The organism is Pectobacterium artocarpous (assembly GCF_046159765.1).
Taxonomy (GTDB): Bacteria; Pseudomonadota; Gammaproteobacteria; order Enterobacterales; family Enterobacteriaceae; genus Pectobacterium.
The window spans coordinates 12,856-30,223 of record NZ_JBJXVK010000009.1 but is presented as its reverse complement, the minus strand read 5'-3'; the positions used below and the strand labels follow the sequence as shown (position 1 = coordinate 30,223).

General features: G+C 49.5%; 15 protein-coding genes. 8 read left to right on the top strand and 7 right to left on the bottom strand.

Translation table 11 applies throughout. From position 1 onward, the window contains the following. Positions 1 to 2: 2 nt before the first annotated feature. Together ACKQAD_RS07695 and ACKQAD_RS07690 are read right to left on the bottom strand one after the other, a co-directional pair. Positions 3 to 968, bottom strand: coding sequence for a sugar-binding transcriptional regulator (locus ACKQAD_RS07695; protein WP_409159614.1), 966 nt, complete (start codon positions 966 to 968; stop codon positions 3 to 5). A 3-nt stretch (positions 969 to 971) separates the two neighbouring features. Beyond that, positions 972 to 1,796: a triose-phosphate isomerase gene (locus ACKQAD_RS07690; RefSeq protein WP_409159613.1), complete on the bottom strand. Its 825-nt coding sequence runs from the start codon at positions 1,794 to 1,796 to the stop codon at positions 972 to 974. 245 nt (positions 1,797 to 2,041) lie between these two features. Here ACKQAD_RS07690 and pdxA point away from each other — a divergent pair, with 245 nt between their 5' ends. From pdxA to ACKQAD_RS07650, 8 genes are all read left to right on the top strand, one after another. Continuing rightward, complete coding sequence (pdxA, locus tag ACKQAD_RS07685) at positions 2,042 to 3,046, top strand: 4-hydroxythreonine-4-phosphate dehydrogenase PdxA (RefSeq protein ID WP_409159611.1); 1,005 nt, start codon at positions 2,042 to 2,044, stop codon at positions 3,044 to 3,046. Between the two features lie 55 nt (positions 3,047 to 3,101). Beyond that, positions 3,102 to 4,820, top strand: a complete 1,719-nt coding sequence (locus tag ACKQAD_RS07680; protein ID WP_409159610.1) for a four-carbon acid sugar kinase family protein — start codon at positions 3,102 to 3,104, stop codon at positions 4,818 to 4,820. A gap of 117 nt (positions 4,821 to 4,937) precedes the next feature. Further along, on the top strand, positions 4,938 to 5,963 hold the full coding sequence (locus ACKQAD_RS07675; RefSeq protein ID WP_409159609.1) for a 2-keto-3-deoxygluconate permease: 1,026 nt from the start codon (positions 4,938 to 4,940) through the stop codon (positions 5,961 to 5,963). Between the two features lie 11 nt (positions 5,964 to 5,974). Then, the gene (locus ACKQAD_RS07670) at positions 5,975 to 6,349 is read left to right on the top strand and encodes a PTS glucitol/sorbitol transporter subunit IIA (RefSeq protein WP_409159608.1); all 375 of its coding nucleotides are present in this window, start codon (positions 5,975 to 5,977) and stop codon (positions 6,347 to 6,349) included. 145 nt (positions 6,350 to 6,494) lie between these two features. Next, entirely contained in the window at positions 6,495 to 6,953 is a 459-nt protein-coding gene (locus tag ACKQAD_RS07665) for an RpiB/LacA/LacB family sugar-phosphate isomerase (RefSeq protein ID WP_409159607.1), read from the top strand. Positions 6,954 to 7,133: 180 nt separating this feature from the next. After that, positions 7,134 to 8,084 (top strand): transaldolase, encoded by a 951-nt coding sequence (gene tal / locus ACKQAD_RS07660; RefSeq protein ID WP_409159606.1) that lies wholly within the window; start codon positions 7,134 to 7,136, stop codon positions 8,082 to 8,084. A gap of 15 nt (positions 8,085 to 8,099) precedes the next feature. Next, entirely contained in the window at positions 8,100 to 10,094 is a 1,995-nt protein-coding gene (gene tkt, locus ACKQAD_RS07655; RefSeq protein WP_409159605.1) for a transketolase, read from the top strand. Positions 10,095 to 10,324: 230 nt separating this feature from the next. Then, positions 10,325 to 11,356: a LacI family DNA-binding transcriptional regulator gene (locus ACKQAD_RS07650; RefSeq protein ID WP_409159604.1), complete on the top strand. Its 1,032-nt coding sequence runs from the start codon at positions 10,325 to 10,327 to the stop codon at positions 11,354 to 11,356. Positions 11,357 to 11,447: 91 nt separating this feature from the next. On the opposite strand, the gene ACKQAD_RS07645 is transcribed toward ACKQAD_RS07650, so the two are convergent. The 5 genes from ACKQAD_RS07645 to ACKQAD_RS07625 form a co-directional block, all read right to left on the bottom strand. Next, positions 11,448 to 12,968, bottom strand: coding sequence for a glycosyl hydrolase 53 family protein (locus ACKQAD_RS07645; RefSeq protein WP_409159603.1), 1,521 nt, complete (start codon positions 12,966 to 12,968; stop codon positions 11,448 to 11,450). Between the two features lie 184 nt (positions 12,969 to 13,152). Beyond that, positions 13,153 to 14,238 carry an ABC transporter ATP-binding protein gene (locus tag ACKQAD_RS07640; RefSeq protein WP_409159602.1) on the bottom strand — a complete coding sequence of 362 codons (1,086 nt, stop codon included), beginning with the start codon at positions 14,236 to 14,238 and terminating at the stop codon, positions 13,153 to 13,155. Between the two features lie 36 nt (positions 14,239 to 14,274). After that, positions 14,275 to 15,087 carry a carbohydrate ABC transporter permease gene (locus ACKQAD_RS07635; RefSeq protein WP_409159601.1) on the bottom strand — a complete coding sequence of 271 codons (813 nt, stop codon included), beginning with the start codon at positions 15,085 to 15,087 and terminating at the stop codon, positions 14,275 to 14,277. A 1-nt stretch (position 15,088) separates the two neighbouring features. Next, complete coding sequence (locus ACKQAD_RS07630; protein ID WP_409159600.1) at positions 15,089 to 15,967, bottom strand: carbohydrate ABC transporter permease; 879 nt, start codon at positions 15,965 to 15,967, stop codon at positions 15,089 to 15,091. A gap of 66 nt (positions 15,968 to 16,033) precedes the next feature. Continuing rightward, the gene (locus tag ACKQAD_RS07625; RefSeq protein WP_409159599.1) at positions 16,034 to 17,299 is read right to left on the bottom strand and encodes an ABC transporter substrate-binding protein; all 1,266 of its coding nucleotides are present in this window, start codon (positions 17,297 to 17,299) and stop codon (positions 16,034 to 16,036) included. Between the last annotated feature and the right edge of the window lie 69 nt (positions 17,300 to 17,368).

The window sequence follows — 17,368 nt, the reverse complement described above, 5'->3', positions numbered from 1 at the left end:
AACTAGTGTTTGGCAGAGATCAAGCTCAACACCGTGCGGGCATTGCTGGCGCTGGTGGCGATCACATCCACAATACCAGAGCGCAGCGCAGCCAGAATCGCCGTTGCTTTGGTGTTTTCAGAAGCGATCGCAATGACATAAGGGATTTTGCGTAACTGATCGAGACTCAGCCCAATGACCCTATCGTTCATCACCGTATCCACAGCCCGCCCCTGAATATCCAGAAAGGCATAGCCGGCGATATCCCCGACCACCCCTTCATCCTGACGCGCCGTGATGATCTCCTGTGAGGTAAACCAGCCGAGCTGAACCATGAAACTGTTTTCGTTCATGTCACCCAATCCCACCAGCGCAATATCCGCCTTGCTTGCACGTTCAAGTGTTTCATTGATCAAACGATTTTGCATGAAGGAAGATTTCAGTGCCGGATTTTCGACATAAGCGGGCGCGTACAGCGTTTCACTCGTGGCATTAAATTTCCGCGCCAGATGACGGCTGATATGGTCAGCATCAATCAGTTCCCCGTCGCGCTGCGTGCCGCCGATGCCACAGATAAACTTGCAGTGTCGTTCTGGAAACACGCCCACGTGACTGGCGACAGCCGCCACGTTGCGCCCCTGCCCGACCGCCACGGACATACCGTTTTTCAAAATGCTGGATAAGTAAGTGGACACCAGCGACGCCACCTGCTGGCGCTGTTCATCCTCATCATGGTGATCGATCGCAATCAGCGCACGTTTGATGCCAAAGCTCTTAATAAACTGTTGTTCGAGCTGAGAGCTAAAGACCGGGTGATAGCGGACATTGATTTCAACAATCCCTTCCGCCCGCGCCCGCTTCAACAAACGCCCAACCTTAATACGCGAAATGCCAAAACGGCTGGCAATCTCTTCCTGAGTTTGTTGATTTTCATAATACGCGACGGCTATTTCCGTTAGTAGTTCACTGTCTGAATCAAATTCACTCATGGCTTAACCCATTTTGATTTCGCTTCGGGTCAATCGCTCACCCTGTGCATGCAACAATGCTGAAACACTGCGCACCAGTTGGCAAAAATGCTCCGCATCCCATGCAGACCTGCCAATAAATAACCCGTCAATATCGGCGCATTGAATAAGTTCGCTCGTATTATGCGGATTCACACTGCCGCCGTACAGAAACGTCATGCGAGAGGCAATGTTTTCGTCATAAAGGGCAACCAGCGCCTGACGCAGAGCAGCGTGAATCGCTTGCGCTTCCTGTGCGGTGGCTGGCGTTCCCCCTTCGCCGATGGCCCAGACAGGTTCATACGCAATGATGACCTTTTCCGCCTGCTCTGCGTGTAACCCCGCAAACGCAATTTTCATTTGTCGAATGACGGTTTCTTTCGAAACGCCCCACGCTTTCTCTTGCGCACTGTCGCCCACGCAAACCAGCGGACGCAGTTGATAACGCAGCGCGGCCTGCACTTTTTTCTGAATATCCGCATCGTTTTCCGCAAAGTGCTGCCGACGCTCAGAATGCCCCAGCTCGACAAGCGACGCGCCGCAATCACTGACCATCAGCGGAGAAACCTCCCCCGTCCACGCGCCGTTGTCAGCATAGTGCATGTTCTGCGCTCCTGTCAGGCAATTCACCTGGTGTGCAGACAGGTAGTCGGTCACTTCCCTGATCAGCGTAAAAGGGGGAATGACAAAAGGCTGAATGCCTGCACCAGCCGCATCGTTGAGTTGTCTGGATAACACCGCGCAGTAGTCCACCGCGTCCTGCCGGGTCTTATTCATTTTCCAGCTCGTCCCTATCATCACTTTTTTCATCTCATCTCCATCGCTTACACAGGGGGCTTTCGTTCTATCGTAACAAAAGACCACCCAACAAACTTATATTCAACCTACAAACAAATGTTTGATCACTAAAATGCATAAAAAAGAAATCAATTGTGGTTAATGTGATCGAATTCAAAGCTATTTCTCAATTAAAACGTAAAATCCCATAAAACAAAAGTTCAACATATGAACATATGAACAAAAACCACGTCGGTTTATGATAAAAAGGGGAAGTTATGTCGACCACAAAAAAACCCGTTGTTGCTCTGACCATCGGCGATCCCGCAGGGATTGGCCCTGAGATCTCGGTAGCGACCATGATGGATAAAGAGGTGTATGAAGAGTGTCATCCTTTCCTCATTGGCTCCGTTCCCATCATCCGCCGCGCGATGGCCATCAAACACTGTGATTTTTCGATCAATGTCATCACTTCTCCTGCCGAAGCCAAATTCACCTGGGGTACGTTAGATGTTCTGGAAACCGGTGAATATGATTGCGATAGCATCGAATGGGGTAAGGTCCAGCAACTGGCCGGGAAGATGTCCCTTGATTACGTCATGAAATCCATTGAGCTGGGCATGGCTGGCGACATTGATGTGGTCTCTACCGCGCCGATCCATAAAGAAGCGATCAAACTCGCGGGCTGTAAACTGCCAGGGCATACGGAAATTTATCAGGTGGAAACCGGTTCGGACTACGGCCTGACGATGTTTCATGTGCAAAAACTGCGGGTGTTTTTCGTCAGCCGCCATATCGCGCTGAAAGCAGCCTGCGACTATGCGAATAAAGAAAGTGTTCTCGCCTGCGTGCAGCAAATTCATCATGAATTCACCGCGTTGAATATTAACAATCCACGTATCGCCGTCGCCGCACTCAACCCGCACGCCTCGGATAACGGCCTGTTTGGTCATGAAGAGAAAGACAACCTGATTCCTGCCGTCAAAGCCGCTCAGGAAATGGGCATCAACGCGATAGGCCCGATTCCGGCGGATTCTGTTTTCCATCTCGGAAAACAAGGGCATTACGACGCCATTTTGTCGCTCTATCACGATCAAGGGCATATCGCTTGCAAAACGCTCGACTTCGAGCGCTCCATCACCATCACTTTCGGCCTGCCATTTATGCGCAGCTCTGTCGACCACGGCACGGCTTTTGATATTGCAGGCACAGGCAAAGCCGGCACGGTCAGCATGCTGGAATCGACGCTGGTTGCCGCGCGTTACTGGAAGATGAAGCACTAATCTATCGCGGGACACAGCCTAATGCTGGTTTCAGACCACCGGGGGAGAACACACCATGACGCGCTATTTGGAAATTATCAAGGGCGGCAAAGGTTGGGGCGGGCCGCTGCTCGTTAATGTCACACCAGGGAAAAAAATTGCTTATATCACCGGGGGGATTCGTCCCACCGTGGTCGACCGGTTAATGGAGCTCACCGGCTGGGAATCGGTGGATGTCTTCAAACACGGAGAACCGGATGAACAGGAGATCGGTTTAGTGGTCATCGACTGCGGCGGCACCCTGCGCTGCGGTCTGTATCCCAAACGCGGGATCCCGACGATAAACCTTCACCCGACCGCGAAAACCGGCCCGCTGGCCGAATACATTCGAGAGGATATCTACGTTTCTGATGTCACACCCGCCGGTATTCGGTTACGGGCGGAGGGGAAGCAAGGGGACAAACTGGGCATCGTCGCTGACGACCTCACTGGCGCAACCACGATCGGCGTTCTGCTGGCCCGTAGCGGCATGAAGACCGCGGCCTTTTTTGATACTGCATCATTCAGCGACTGTGAGTCAGACTGGCAGGCCATGGTGATCAGCAGCGATAGCCGTCCTCTGCCTAAAGCTGAAGCGAAAAACCGGGTGAGGAATGCGACTCAGGCTCTGCTGGAACGCGGCGCGGTATATTTCACTAAGCGGGTTGATACCACACTACGTGGCGGTATTGGCTACGAAATTGATGCCATGCTGGAAGTGCTGCCGCAGAAAACCGTCGCGGTGGTGGTGCCAGCCATGCCACAGTCACGCCGTATTGTAGTCGGCGGCTACTCGGTCATTGATTCCGTCGCCCTCTCTTGCACTGATGTGGCTAAAGACGTGCGTACGCCGGTGACAGAAACCTTTGTTCCAGGGTTGCTTAGTGAGCAAACCCATCATCAGGTGAAACATGTTCCCCTGTCTTGCGTGCTAAAGGGCTATCACGCCATCAGCGATGCGCTGGTTCAGCAGCAGCGGGAAGGCGCTCGCGTGATTGTCGTCGATGCGATTTCACTGGCCGATGTGGAAAATATTGCTCGCGCGGTCACCAGGCTGAACTGGAATGTGCTGGCCGTCGACCCCGGCCCCTTCACCGAGCGTCTGGCCTTTACCCGAGAAATGATCCGCGACGAGGAACGCAAAGAGAAGGCGCACATTCCTCAGGAACAACAGCAGGGTTCCATTATTGTCGTCGCAGGCAGCGCAACGCCGGTCACCAAAAAGCAGCTTACCGCACTTATTGAAACCGACCCGCGCGTTTGCCACATTCCTGTGGATGCCGAATTGCTGATTGATAAAGAACATTCGGCGGATATCGAAGTAGAAAGGGTGGTCAGGCAGGCGCTGGAATGCGTGAAAACTCACGCCAATGCCATCTTCGTATTTGAATCCGCATTAACAGGCCGTCTGCTCGATCTCAATGAAGAAGAACAGCGCTTCGGGCTGGCGCACGGTCAGGCAGCGGAAAATATCAATCAGGGTCTGGGAAATATCGTCAAAACGGTGCTTGATGCCGCCGCCTCTGAGATTAAAGGGCTGTATATGACAGGTGGCGATACCATGGTCAACGTGCTCAAACAGCTCGGCGCTAACGGTATTGAAATGGTGGATTACGTTATTCCTCAAACCGATCTGGTCAAAATTATTGGCGGTGAGTATGAAGGGTTAGTTTGTGTCGGGAAAGGCGGCCTGACCGGACCAGAGGATATTATCCACACCATTATTCATCATATTCACCGGGAAACGCTGCAATAAATAAAACGCAGTAAAAAAGAGAGAAAAAGAAAGTCGATATAAGCAATAAATCCGACGTATTGCATCGGTCTGATTAACAGGCCTGGATGTTGCTCTACCCTACAAGAGAGAAACACCATGAAAAATATAAATATTCTGGAAAAAATGAATAAAGTCCCTGGCGGACTGATCATTATCCCCCTGCTGGCGGCGATATTGATGAATACCTTTACGCCGTCGCTCCTGCAAATAGGCGGCCCCACAACGGCATTATTTAAAGCAGGTTCCAGCGCCATGATGGGAATATTCCTTCTCATCTGCGGCTCATCAATTAATATTCGTCAGGCGGGTCTCCCTCTCTATAAAGGTACCATTCTACTGATGCTGAAATTCAGTGCGGGCGCACTGGCGGTATGGTTGATGGGCACCTTTTTTGGGCCTGCTGGTTTCTTCGGAATTTCAACGCTGGCGTTTATTGCCTGCATCACCAGCTCAAACAGCTCGCTGTATATTGCGTTATGTAGTAACTACGGTGATGCCAGCGATGCGGGTGCCATCTCCGTTTTCTGTATTAAAGACGGCCCCTTCGTCACGATGGTGGTTCTCGGTGTCAGCGGTTTAGCCAATATACCGTTTGCTGCCTTGCTTTCCATGCTTATCCCGCTACTCATCGGCATGCTGTGGGGCAACCTTGACGAGAAATTCAAGCAACTCTGTGCCGCATCTCAGCCGTTGGTCATTATTATCATGTCCTTTGCTATCGGTGCTAATTCCAGCATGCACACCGTCTTTACGGCAGGTTTATCCGGCATTGTTCTGGGCATCATTTCCGCCCTCACCGGGTTGGTTTTCTACTTCCTGTACAACTTATTTCTGAAACGAAAAACAGCGCTGGGTGCCGCGCTGGGTACCACCGCGGCCAGTTCGGCCCTCACCCCAGCCATGGTGGCACAGGCGGATCCCAGCCTTCAGGTCTTTGTTGATTCCGCCACGGCGCAGTTGGCAACAGCCAGCATTATTACCATGCTCACCGCGCCCGTGCTCGTCGCCTGGTTTGATAATCGGCTGAAGAAAAAAGGCATTATTCCATCAGGCGAAGAAAGTCATGCGCTACAGGCTGAACCATCCCATGCACTCAATACACCAGCAGATAAGCAAAAGTAAGGGAAAGAAAAATGAGGCGGATTATCTGGCAGGCAGCAATAAGCTCGGTAGGAGAAAGTGCAGCATTATTTCTGGCTGAGAAACGCCTCATTCTTTTCAGTGATAACGCGCCTAAAGATATTCGAGATTATTGCATTACTCACCATGATGGAACGTTAATTCAGCCACTTTCCGTTCATCAGAAAATGGAATTATTCGGCATCACGTATTCAATTAGTGCAGTCGGTGATGTAGCAAGCCAAAACCTGAAAGAACTGGGACATATCACACTGTTATTTGATGGAGCAGAAAACGCGGAACTACCCGGCACTCTTCACCTGATAGGGCCGGTACCCACGGTCTTATCAGCACAGGGGAATATGACGATCTTCGAAGAGTCATCGTAACACTGGCATGAAAAGACGACGCTTTTGATAACTGACGGTTTTTAACTATTAGTCGTTTTAACTATCACTATTTTTAAATGTTACTTTTTTAAACATCGCTATTTTTAAATATTAATGGCTTTAATAAAACGTAAGGACAATCACCATGAAACCAATCGCTATTGGCGCAGATGATGCCGCCTGGAGTTTACGCGATATTCTCACCCGTTATCTGGATTCGCTCTCTATTCCCTGGGTCGACTTTAGCAGTGACAAAAATCAGGACAACACCATCTACCCCGACGTCGCACATGCGGTCGCGGTATCGATTAAAGCGGGAACACACGAACGCGGAATCCTGCTGTGTGGCACTGGCATCGGTATGAGCATTGTGGCAAATAAGGTGACTGGCGTACGTGCAGCACAGTGCCATGACACCTATTCCGCTCAGCGGGCCAGAAAAAGCAACAACGCGCAGATTATCGCGCTTGGCGCACGAGTCATTGGCCCCGAGCTGGCAAAAGAGATTGTGGGTGCCTGGCTGGATGCCGAATTTGAAGGCGGCGGCTCCACATCGAAGGTTGAAAAAATCGGCTATTACGAGCATCAGGAAAGCGCCCGTTAAGCAGCGCTGGCGGCGGCGTTCGCACAATCACGCCGCATATGTCCCTCTTCGCAACGTCTTTTCCAATGACAGTAATCAGAAAAAGCGCATGTCATTCTGCCCACTCATGGTGCAGTGTGGCATGGCGTGGCGGACACAATTCCGCTCATTTCCTTTTTTGCTATACCAAGGAGCTCACTCATGAACCAACTCGACGCCCTTAAACAATTTACCGTGGTGGTCGCCGATAGCGGTGATATCGACTCCATTCGTCAATTTTCACCGCAAGATGCCACCACCAACCCGTCGCTGATCCTGAAGGCTGCGACGCTGCCGCAGTATCAGCCGCTGTTTGATGACGCCATTGCCTACGCGCATCAGCAAGGCGGTAGCCAAGAGACCCAGCTCATCAACGCCAGCGACCGACTGGCGGTAAATATCGGTGCGGAAGTGCTGAAAAGCATTCCGGGGCGCATCTCCACCGAAGTGGATGCCCGCCTCTCGTTCGATCGCGGCATGTGTGTGGCGAAAGCCCGCAAACTGATCGGAATGTATCAGGAAAAAGACATTCCACGTTCACGCATTCTGATTAAACTCGCCGCCACCTGGGAAGGCATTCGCGCCGCCGAAGAGCTGGAAAAAGAGGGGATCAACTGCAACCTGACGCTGTTGTTCTCATTCGCTCAGGCACGCGCCTGCGCCGAAGCGGGTGTCTTTCTGATCTCCCCGTTTGTAGGTCGGATTTATGACTGGTATCAGGAAAAACAACCCACCCGCGACTATCAGGCCGAGAACGATCCCGGCGTGATCTCCGTGCGTAATATCTATGACTATTACAAACGCCACCGCTACCAAACGGTGATCATGGGGGCCAGTTTCCGTAAAGTGGAACAGATTCTGGCGCTGGCGGGATGCGATCGCCTGACGATTTCCCCTGCGCTGCTGGAACAGCTAAAAAACAGCAATGCGCCCGTTGAACGTCAACTGACGCCATCAACCGAAGGGTTCCATCATCCTTCGCCGCTGTCTGAAGCCGAGTTCCGCTGGGAACACCATCAGGACCCGATGGCCGTCGATAAACTGGCGGAAGGCATTCGTCTGTTCGCCGCCGATCAACAAAAGCTGGAAGCGCTGCTGGCAGCCAAGTTGTAATTTCAGGAGTCAAGCATGTCCTCTCGTAAAGAACTTGCCAATGCTATCCGCGCGCTGAGCATGGATGGGGTGCAGAAAGCCAAATCCGGTCACCCGGGCGCACCGATGGGCATGGCCGATATCGCCGAAGTCCTGTGGCGCGATTACCTCAACCATAATCCCGCCAACCCCAACTGGGCCAACCGCGACCGCTTCGTGCTGTCCAACGGCCACGCGTCCATGCTGATTTACAGCCTGCTGCATCTCTCCGGCTACGACCTGCCGATTGAAGAACTGAAAAACTTCCGTCAGTTGCATTCCAAAACTCCGGGTCACCCGGAATACGGCTACACCGCTGGCGTGGAAACCACCACCGGCCCGCTGGGTCAGGGGATTGCCAACGCGGTCGGTATGGCGATTGCCGAGCGCACGCTGGCGGCACAGTTCAACCGGCCGGGTCACGAGATTGTTGACCACCACACCTATGCCTTCCTGGGGGACGGCTGCATGATGGAAGGGATTTCCCACGAAGTCTGCTCGCTGGCGGGCACCATGAAGCTCGGTAAGCTGACCGCGTTTTATGATGACAACGGCATCTCCATCGACGGCCACGTTGAAGGCTGGTTTACCGATGATACTGCTGCCCGCTTTGAAGCCTACGGCTGGCACGTGGTGCGCGGCGTGGACGGCCACGATGCGGACGCCATCAAACGCGCCATTGGCGCAGCGCAGCTTGTCACTGACAAACCGTCGCTGCTGATGTGCAAAACCGTGATTGGCTTTGGTTCACCGAACAAGGCGGGTACGCACGACTCCCACGGCGCGCCGCTGGGTGAGGCAGAAGTGGCGGCCTCCCGCGAACAGTTGGGCTGGACGCACGCGCCGTTCGACATTCCGGCTGATATCTATGCCGCCTGGGATGCCAAACCGGCCGGTCAGCGCAAGGAAGCAGCCTGGAACGAAGCGTTTGCCGCCTACGCCAGCGCCTACCCGGAACTGGCTGCCGAGTTCAGACGCCGTACTGCCGGTGAGCTGCCTGCCAGCTGGCAGGCGGATGCACAGAAATTTATCGACGAGTTGCAGGCCAATCCGGCAAAAATCGCCAGCCGCAAAGCCTCACAGAACGCACTGGAAGCCTACGGCAAACTGCTGCCGGAATTCCTGGGCGGCTCTGCCGACCTAGCACCGAGCAACCTGACCATCTGGTCCGGCTCGGTCTCGCTGGATAAAGACCACGCAGGCAACTACATCCACTACGGCGTGCGCGAATTCGGCATGACAGCGATTGCCAACGGGATTGCGCTGCACGGTGGCTTTGTGCCGTACACCGCGACCTTCCTGATGTTTGTAGAATACGCGCGTAATGCGGTACGCATGGCCGCGCTGATGAAAATCCGCAGTATCTACGTCTACACCCACGACTCCATCGGTCTGGGTGAAGACGGCCCGACGCACCAGCCGGTTGAACAGCTGGCCAGCCTGCGCGTGACGCCGAACATGAGCAACTGGCGTCCGGCAGACCAGGTGGAAACGGCGGTGGCGTGGAAATACGCCATTGAGCGTCAGGACGGCCCGACGTCGTTAATCCTGTCCCGTCAGAATCTGGCGCAGCAGCCCCGCACGGCGGAGCAACTGGCAAACGTGGCGAAAGGCGGCTATGTGCTGAAAGACAGCGACGGCCAGCCTGAGCTTATCCTGATTGCCACCGGCTCTGAAGTCGAGCTGGCGGTTGGCGCGTATGACAAGCTGACTGCCGCAGGCCGCAAGGTGCGCGTGGTGTCAATGCCGTCTACGGATGCGTTCGACAAGCAGGATGCGGCCTACCGTGAAGCGGTGCTGCCGAAGGCGGTATCGGCGCGGGTGGCGATTGAAGCGGGTATTGCGGACTACTGGTACAAGTACGTCGGCCTGAACGGCGCGATTATCGGCATGACGAGCTTCGGCGAATCCGCCCCGGCTGAGCTGCTGTTCGCAGAATTCGGCTTCACCGTGGACAATGTGGTAGAAAAAGCGCAGGCGCTGCTGAAGTAACAGTGTAATAAAGTCGTACCACGATGTGGTGTGAACAAGGATCGCAAATAGATACACCGTTTGCGATCCCACACCATTCATTGGTTTCATTATGTCGGCAGTATCTGTTAGTTCCTTCCTGACACGACGATAAAACTGAGTATTGAATCGTATTTTTAGCTCATGAAGATGTTAAATGAATTAGGTATTAGCTACTATCAGCCTCACAGTAAAATTATGGAAACTTTTGTGTGGCAACGATTACCGATATCGCTCGAAAAGCCGGAGTGGCAGCCTCAACCGTTTCTCGCGTACTTAATAACGATCCCAGCCTGTCCGTAACCAAAGAAAAGCGCCAACTCATCAAGAGCATTGCCCATGAGTTGGCCTATTTATCGCCCACACAACGTAAGCAGCAGAAAAAAAGGTTAGATAACTCGCTTGTTGTACGGTCCCATTTCAAAATGGATAATGACAATTTATTAAATCTTGCCGTCGTCCACTTTCTTACCCCCTCAGAAGAACTCAACGACCCTTATTTCACCGCAATGCGTATTGGCATTGAAAACCGCTGCCACCATTTTAATATTTCGTTACGCAATCTATTCACCACAAATTTATCATCCAATAGTCATACTTTAACTCAGGCTCAGGCGATCATTTGTGTCGGCCACTTTAGCGATAACGATATCGCCTTAATCTATTCATTAAATAAAAACCTGATCTTTATTGATTCTGCCCCTCTCGATAAAAAATGTGATGCCGTGCTTTTTGATCGGGAAGCGGCTGCACGCGAAGTATTACATTATATTGTTAATAGCGGCGCTCAACGCCCGGCATTTATTGGAAACAACGAAAGCCGGCTGCATGTATTTCAAGAGATAACCCAAAAATACGGCATCTACCACGAATCACGGTGTAAAGTCAGCCAGTTATTCTGTATCGAGTCCGGCTATCAGGCGATGAATGAGTTGCTGCAACAAAAAGAATGGCCTGATGTCGTATTCGCAGCGACAGACATTATCGCGATTGGCGTGTACCGCGCGGTTCAAGAGAAAGGCATTGCTATTCCCAGACAAATAAAAGTGGTCGGAATGAATGATATCCCTACGGCACAGCATCTCAATCCCAGTTTGACCACAATGCGGCTCTACCCTACGGAGATGGGCGAAGCCGCCGTCGATCTGTTCTTAGAGCTAGTGGCAGGACGCTATTATAAGAAACACGTACAGGTTGGTTATGAGATGGTCTGGCGTGAAAGTTTTACTCTCAGCACGATGTAGCGGTGTCCAATTTATAATCCCCCTTTCAATGGCTTACTTTTTCCTACCTTTACCAATAAAACGGCCACGCAATCTACGCGGCCAGGGAGCATCAATTAGCGGTTATTTTCCATAGCTGATTCCATCCTCCATTGTCATGCCATTGAATACCGAGTGCACCATTCTCTGTCGAACGACTACTGATATCCAAAAGCTTTCCACTATTTCTATTCATGATTTTATAATAGCCATCGCCAGCATCCAAAATCAGCCATTGCTGGCTAAAATGGCCCGTGTTGTACATTTGTATAATTTGCGCGCCCTCCTCATTGGCACTGGAAGCAATATCGATGTACTTTCCACTATTAACATTCACCAGATTAAAATAACCATTACCAATCGCGTTAAAATAAAAACGCTGACTGTCCCAGTTATCATCACTATATTGTTCAAGCCATGCGTTATCTTCATGCGAACCGCCCACGACATTGAGCGATTTATCGCTATGCCGATTAGCGATCTTATAACGTGTTCCGTTGATAAAATTGATTTGCGATTCAGCAAACGCGTCCAATGCGCGGGTAAATTGCAATACATTGTTTGAAACTCGCGTCGTTGCACCTAATGCGTAGCCATCCGGCAACACACTGGCATTACCCGCAGGTTCCCAATAAAAAACGCCAATCCCTTTATTCTCCGGCACCGCTTTAACAAGATTAATCGTATCTTTAATCGTCCAGTAACTGTCTGTCGGGTTGGTTTCCAAACCGCCGACTTCAACGACCATGACTTCCTTACCATACCGGCTCGCCATATCATTGAGATTACTTGCCAGTAATCCAGTAAGCTCCCAATAGTTTTTCCCCTCCCAATAAGGGTAGAAAGAAAAGCCAATCACATCGGTTTTCCCACCGTGCGTGGTGAGGAAATTGTCAAAAAACCAGCGAGCGTTTGAATTATTATCCCCATGTGCCAGATGGCTAATGACTTTAGAGGAAGAGCTGACCGCTTTAACCGCATCATAACCCGCGTTCAGTAGCTGCGTTAAATTGGCAAACCGACTGGTACTGCCTTCCGGTAGTAAAATGCCGGGGTTCATTTCATTACCAACCTGTACCCATTCAGGCGTCACGCCTGCGGATACCAATGCGCTCATCACCTCATGCGTGTGGTTATAAACGGCCGTCGTTAATTGGCTAAGATTGTAGTTCGCCCACGCTGCGGGTTTGATTTGATGGCCAGGATCCGCGAAAACATCGCTGTAGTGAAAATCCACCATAACGCGCATTCCCATCGCTTTGGCACGCTGCGCGGCCTCTACCACGCGGGTTTTATCCGTATAGCCGAGCATCGTCCAGGTCGTATTATCTTTATGCCATAACGCGCTGGGATCGGGATTAACAAAAACACGTAAGCGCACAGCATTTATGCCGTGATCGCGCAATATCTGCAATACATCACGCTGAGTTCCGGCATCGTCACGCCAGGTGACTCCCCGATCTTCCAATTGTTTTACCCAGCCAATATCTGCGCCATAAGCAAACGGCTGCGCCTTAGCCAGATTCGTCGCCATGAACCCTATAAACAGCATTAACAATACAGAGATCATTCCTGAATAATTATTCTTTTTCATTCATTTCTCCTTGAGGTCACACGCAGGTACAGATTTAAAAAAACTGGAATATTGATAAAAATAAATCTCATATAAGAAACCAAGTGGCTAATATTGATAGCCACCTGGTTAGATTTATTATTTTCCATTTACGCCACAGAGCCTTTTTAATGGCGTTATTCTCAACGTTAAAGACAGTTATTTTTTAATTAATGCGTTTTCCATTTTCATCAAAAAAATGCAGATTTTCACTACGACATCTCAGCGGGATGGTTGAGTAAGGCGCAATACTGTTGTCACCCGACAAATGTACCTTAAAATGATTCACACCAGAGTAAGCACCAAAAATATATGTCGCATTGCCCAGTCTTTCGGTGACCTCACTATTGATCGACAAGCTGACATCACCACCATTCGGGTCAATACTCAGGTGTTCAGGGCGAATACCCACGGTAATTTTCTGATCGGTTCGTAGCCCGTGGTTCGCAAGATTAACGGAAAGTGTATTGAGATTATTGATCAAGAGACTCACGTTATTCCCTTCGACCTGTGTCACCTCTCCGGGTAGAAAATTCATATTCGGCGAACCAATAAAACCGGCGACAAAAAGATTCTCTGGCTTATGGTATAACTCCATCGGTGTGCCAACCTGTTCAATATATCCTTTATTTAACACCACGATTTTATCCGCCAACGTCATCGCTTCTACCTGGTCGTGCGTCACATATATCATGGTATTACGCATTTCCTGATGCAGTCTGGCAATCTGTAAACGCATTTCCACACGCAACTCGGCATCGAGGTTCGATAGAGGTTCATCGAATAAGAACACTTTAGGATCGCGTACAATTGCCCGCCCAATCGCAACGCGCTGGCGTTGACCACCAGACAGTTGTTTTGGTGTACGGTCTAACAAGGCTTCAAGCTGAAGCGTCATCGCTGCCTTGCGCACCATTTTTTCTACTTCGGCTTTAGGGTGCCCATTCATTCTTAACCCAAATCCCATGTTTTCAGCCACGGTCATATGCGGATACAGCGCATAGGATTGGAAAACCATCGCAATCCCTCGCTCTGCGGGATCAAAATGGTTAACTAAGCGGTTATCAATATGAATTTCGCCCTCTGTTATTTCTTCCAATCCAGCGATCATTCTCAGCAACGTCGATTTACCACATCCCGATGGGCCAACGAATACCACAAATTCGCCAGAATAAATGTCAAGATTGATACGATGGATCGTCTCCGTCTTATCGTAACGTTTCACTATATTTTTGAGTAAAATATCAGCCATGTGAACCTCAAACTTTAATTTTCTATTGAGAGCGTATTACTTTACCGCGCCCGTCATGCTGGCGATAAATTGCTTCTGCATGGCAAAGAAGATAAGTAAACTGGGAAGTGTTGAAATCACCGTTCCAACCATAATCAATCCGAAATCTGGCGAGTAGGCAGAAGCAAAACTCGATAACACCAGATTGATCGTTTTTAATTCATTAGATTGAAGGACAATAAGCGGCCAGAGAAAGGCATTCCATGACGTCATGAAAACAATAATAAAAGCAGCGGAATAACTGGCACGCATAATCGGCACATAGACATACAGGAAAATTTTCCATTCTGCGACGCTTTCAACGCGCGCAGCATCAATCAACTCTCTCGGAAACGTTTTAGTACACTGCCTGAAGTAAAAAATAATAAATGCCCCGGCCACGGTCGGCATGATCACCGCAAAGTGCGTATCCAGTAACCCTGCCTTACCAAACATGGTGAAAAGCGGGATCATTAATGCCGCGAACGGAATCATCATCGTCGTGAGTAGCGCAACATAGACACGCTCACGATTCTTACTAGAGTAAATTTCAAACGCATAGCCTGCGATAGAGCACACGACAAGCGTTGACACCGTGCTGATCAACGCAATTTTTGACGTATTCCAGAACACCAGAGCCAGATCCACCTGGCTCGTCAGGTTGGTAAAATTGACCAGTAATTGATCGCCAAACGTGAATTTCCCCATGTTGATTTGGCTGGTGCTATTCGTGCTCGACACCACCATCCAATAAAAAGGGAAAAGCGAAAAAATACTCATCAACACGAGAAAAACATGCATGAGTATGCTGTTAACTTTACTTTTCCTCATCTCATCCCTTCCGTGCCGCTTTAAACTGAATCAGTGCCAATATTGCTGAAAAAACAACAATGACGTACGAAACCGTTGCCGCATAGCCAAAGTTAGGCACAAACTTGAATGACAGGTTATAAATATAAAGCGATAACGTCAGCGTCGCATTTGCCGGGCCACCATTCGTGATATTCATCGCCTCATCAAACAGCTGTAATGTGCCAATGGTTGATGTCACACTGGTAAAAAGAATAACCGGTTTCAACAAGGGTATCGTAATGAAGAAAAATTGCTTAATCGGGCTGACGCCATCAACTCGGGCAGCCTCATAAATCGATTTATCAATATTCTGCATAGCGGAAAGATAAAATATCATATTATATCCCGTCCAACGCCATGTAATGGCAATAATGATCGTTACCTTCGCCCAGAAAGGATCGGATAGCCACGGAATGGGATCATCAATAACATGAATAAACAGCAAGAATGAGTTAATCACGCCATCCAATTCAAACATGCTCTTAAAAAGAATTGAGTAGGCAACCAGTGAGGTTACACAGGGTAAAAAGATCGCTATTCTAAACCATTGGCGATATTTAAGCTGAGACGAATTCAAACAAGAAGAAATGGCCAATGACAATAAAATCATAATCGGAACTTGGATTACCAGAAACGTCAACGTATTCCAAAGTGCCGTTTTGAACATAGGATCATGAAATAAACGAATGATATTCCCCAGGCCAACAAATTGTGTCACCACACCGCGGCCAGACTGAAAAGAGAGCCAAAGTGATTTGAAAATAGGGTATATCGTCATTAAGGCAATTAATCCAACAGCGATAGCAACAAAAGCCCAGCCGTTGATGTTATAAAGCCTATTCATTTTAGGTTTATACATCTTTATCACACCATCGATTTCCGGAGAGAACTGCTTGAGGGCTTCCCGCCCTCAAGCTCACACTCGCTACTGCATAATCTGATTTTTTAGTGTCGTTTCGGCGCGTTTTAACACGTCATCGACAGAATCGCCTTTCAGTAATGCAGGTATTTCAGCAGCAATGGCGTTATCAACTTCCTGGGTATACATACCGTAGGAAACCTGTGGGATTTCAGTCACCCATTTAGAAAAATCAGCAAACACCGGTTGCCCACCAAAGAACGGATCGTGTACCGCGTAAGCAGAGCCGGAAGTCGCAGGGAGGAAAGTGGCAAGCGCACCACGATCAACCAAAAGGGTTTGATACATATTGCTATCGGCCGCGAAGGTTTTCTGCAAAAACTCAATCGCCTGTTTCGTGTTTTTGCCGCCCTTTAAGACATACCAGCTTGAGCCCCCTTGATTAGAGGCATGTACCGCTTTGTCGAGGTTCAACCGTGGGATCGGTGCGACACGCCATTTTCCTTTCTGGTCTTCAGCGCTTTTAATTGAACCAATTACCCATACACCAGAAACTACACTCGCCGATTTTCCGGCATTAAAGCTCCCCACAAAACTTGACCAACCCGAAATAGGACGTGCAATTTTCGCATCGTTAATCGCTTTAATCGTTTTTAATGTTTCTTTCAGTGCATTATTTTTAGTGAGATTGAGTTGCCCTTGATTATCGAAGAACCATTCTCCACCAGACTGCATCATAATATGAGGAAGAACCACATCGTTCATATCGTAGGTCAGCATATCAACACCGGTTTTCGCTTTTACCTGCTTACCGATCTCAATATATTTATCCCAGGTAATACTGACCATATCACTCTCTTTATATCCGGCTGCTTCCAGATAATCGAGTCGATAGAACATTCCCGCCACGCCGGAATCAAAAGGAACACCGTAGACCTTATTCTCTACCGTCATCACTTTCGTTTTATAAGGTGCAAACTGGCTATAATCGATAACATCCTGTAATGGGATAAACGAGTCAGGATAAGCCTGAAGATATTTCTGAGCATTATAATCTTCAATCAGTACAATATCAGGAAGCGAGTTTTTAACCCCAGAAGCCAACATGGTATTCAATTTCTGTTCAATATCTTCTTTACCAGAGTCGATCACTTTCAGACTAAAACTGGGATCGGCTTTTTTATATATCGACGAGGCCTCATGCATTGCCGCGACATTGAAGTTAGGATCCCAGGCCCATACGGTGACTTCAGCAGCCAGACTTTGACTTGATACGCCCAGCGTGAGCAATGAAACTGCAAATAGGGTGGATACTTTATTCTTGATCTTCATCAGAGCAGTCCTTCTTTACTTTTTGTAAAGAAAGAATATGAGTTACTGCATAATGAAGCAACGAGTTAC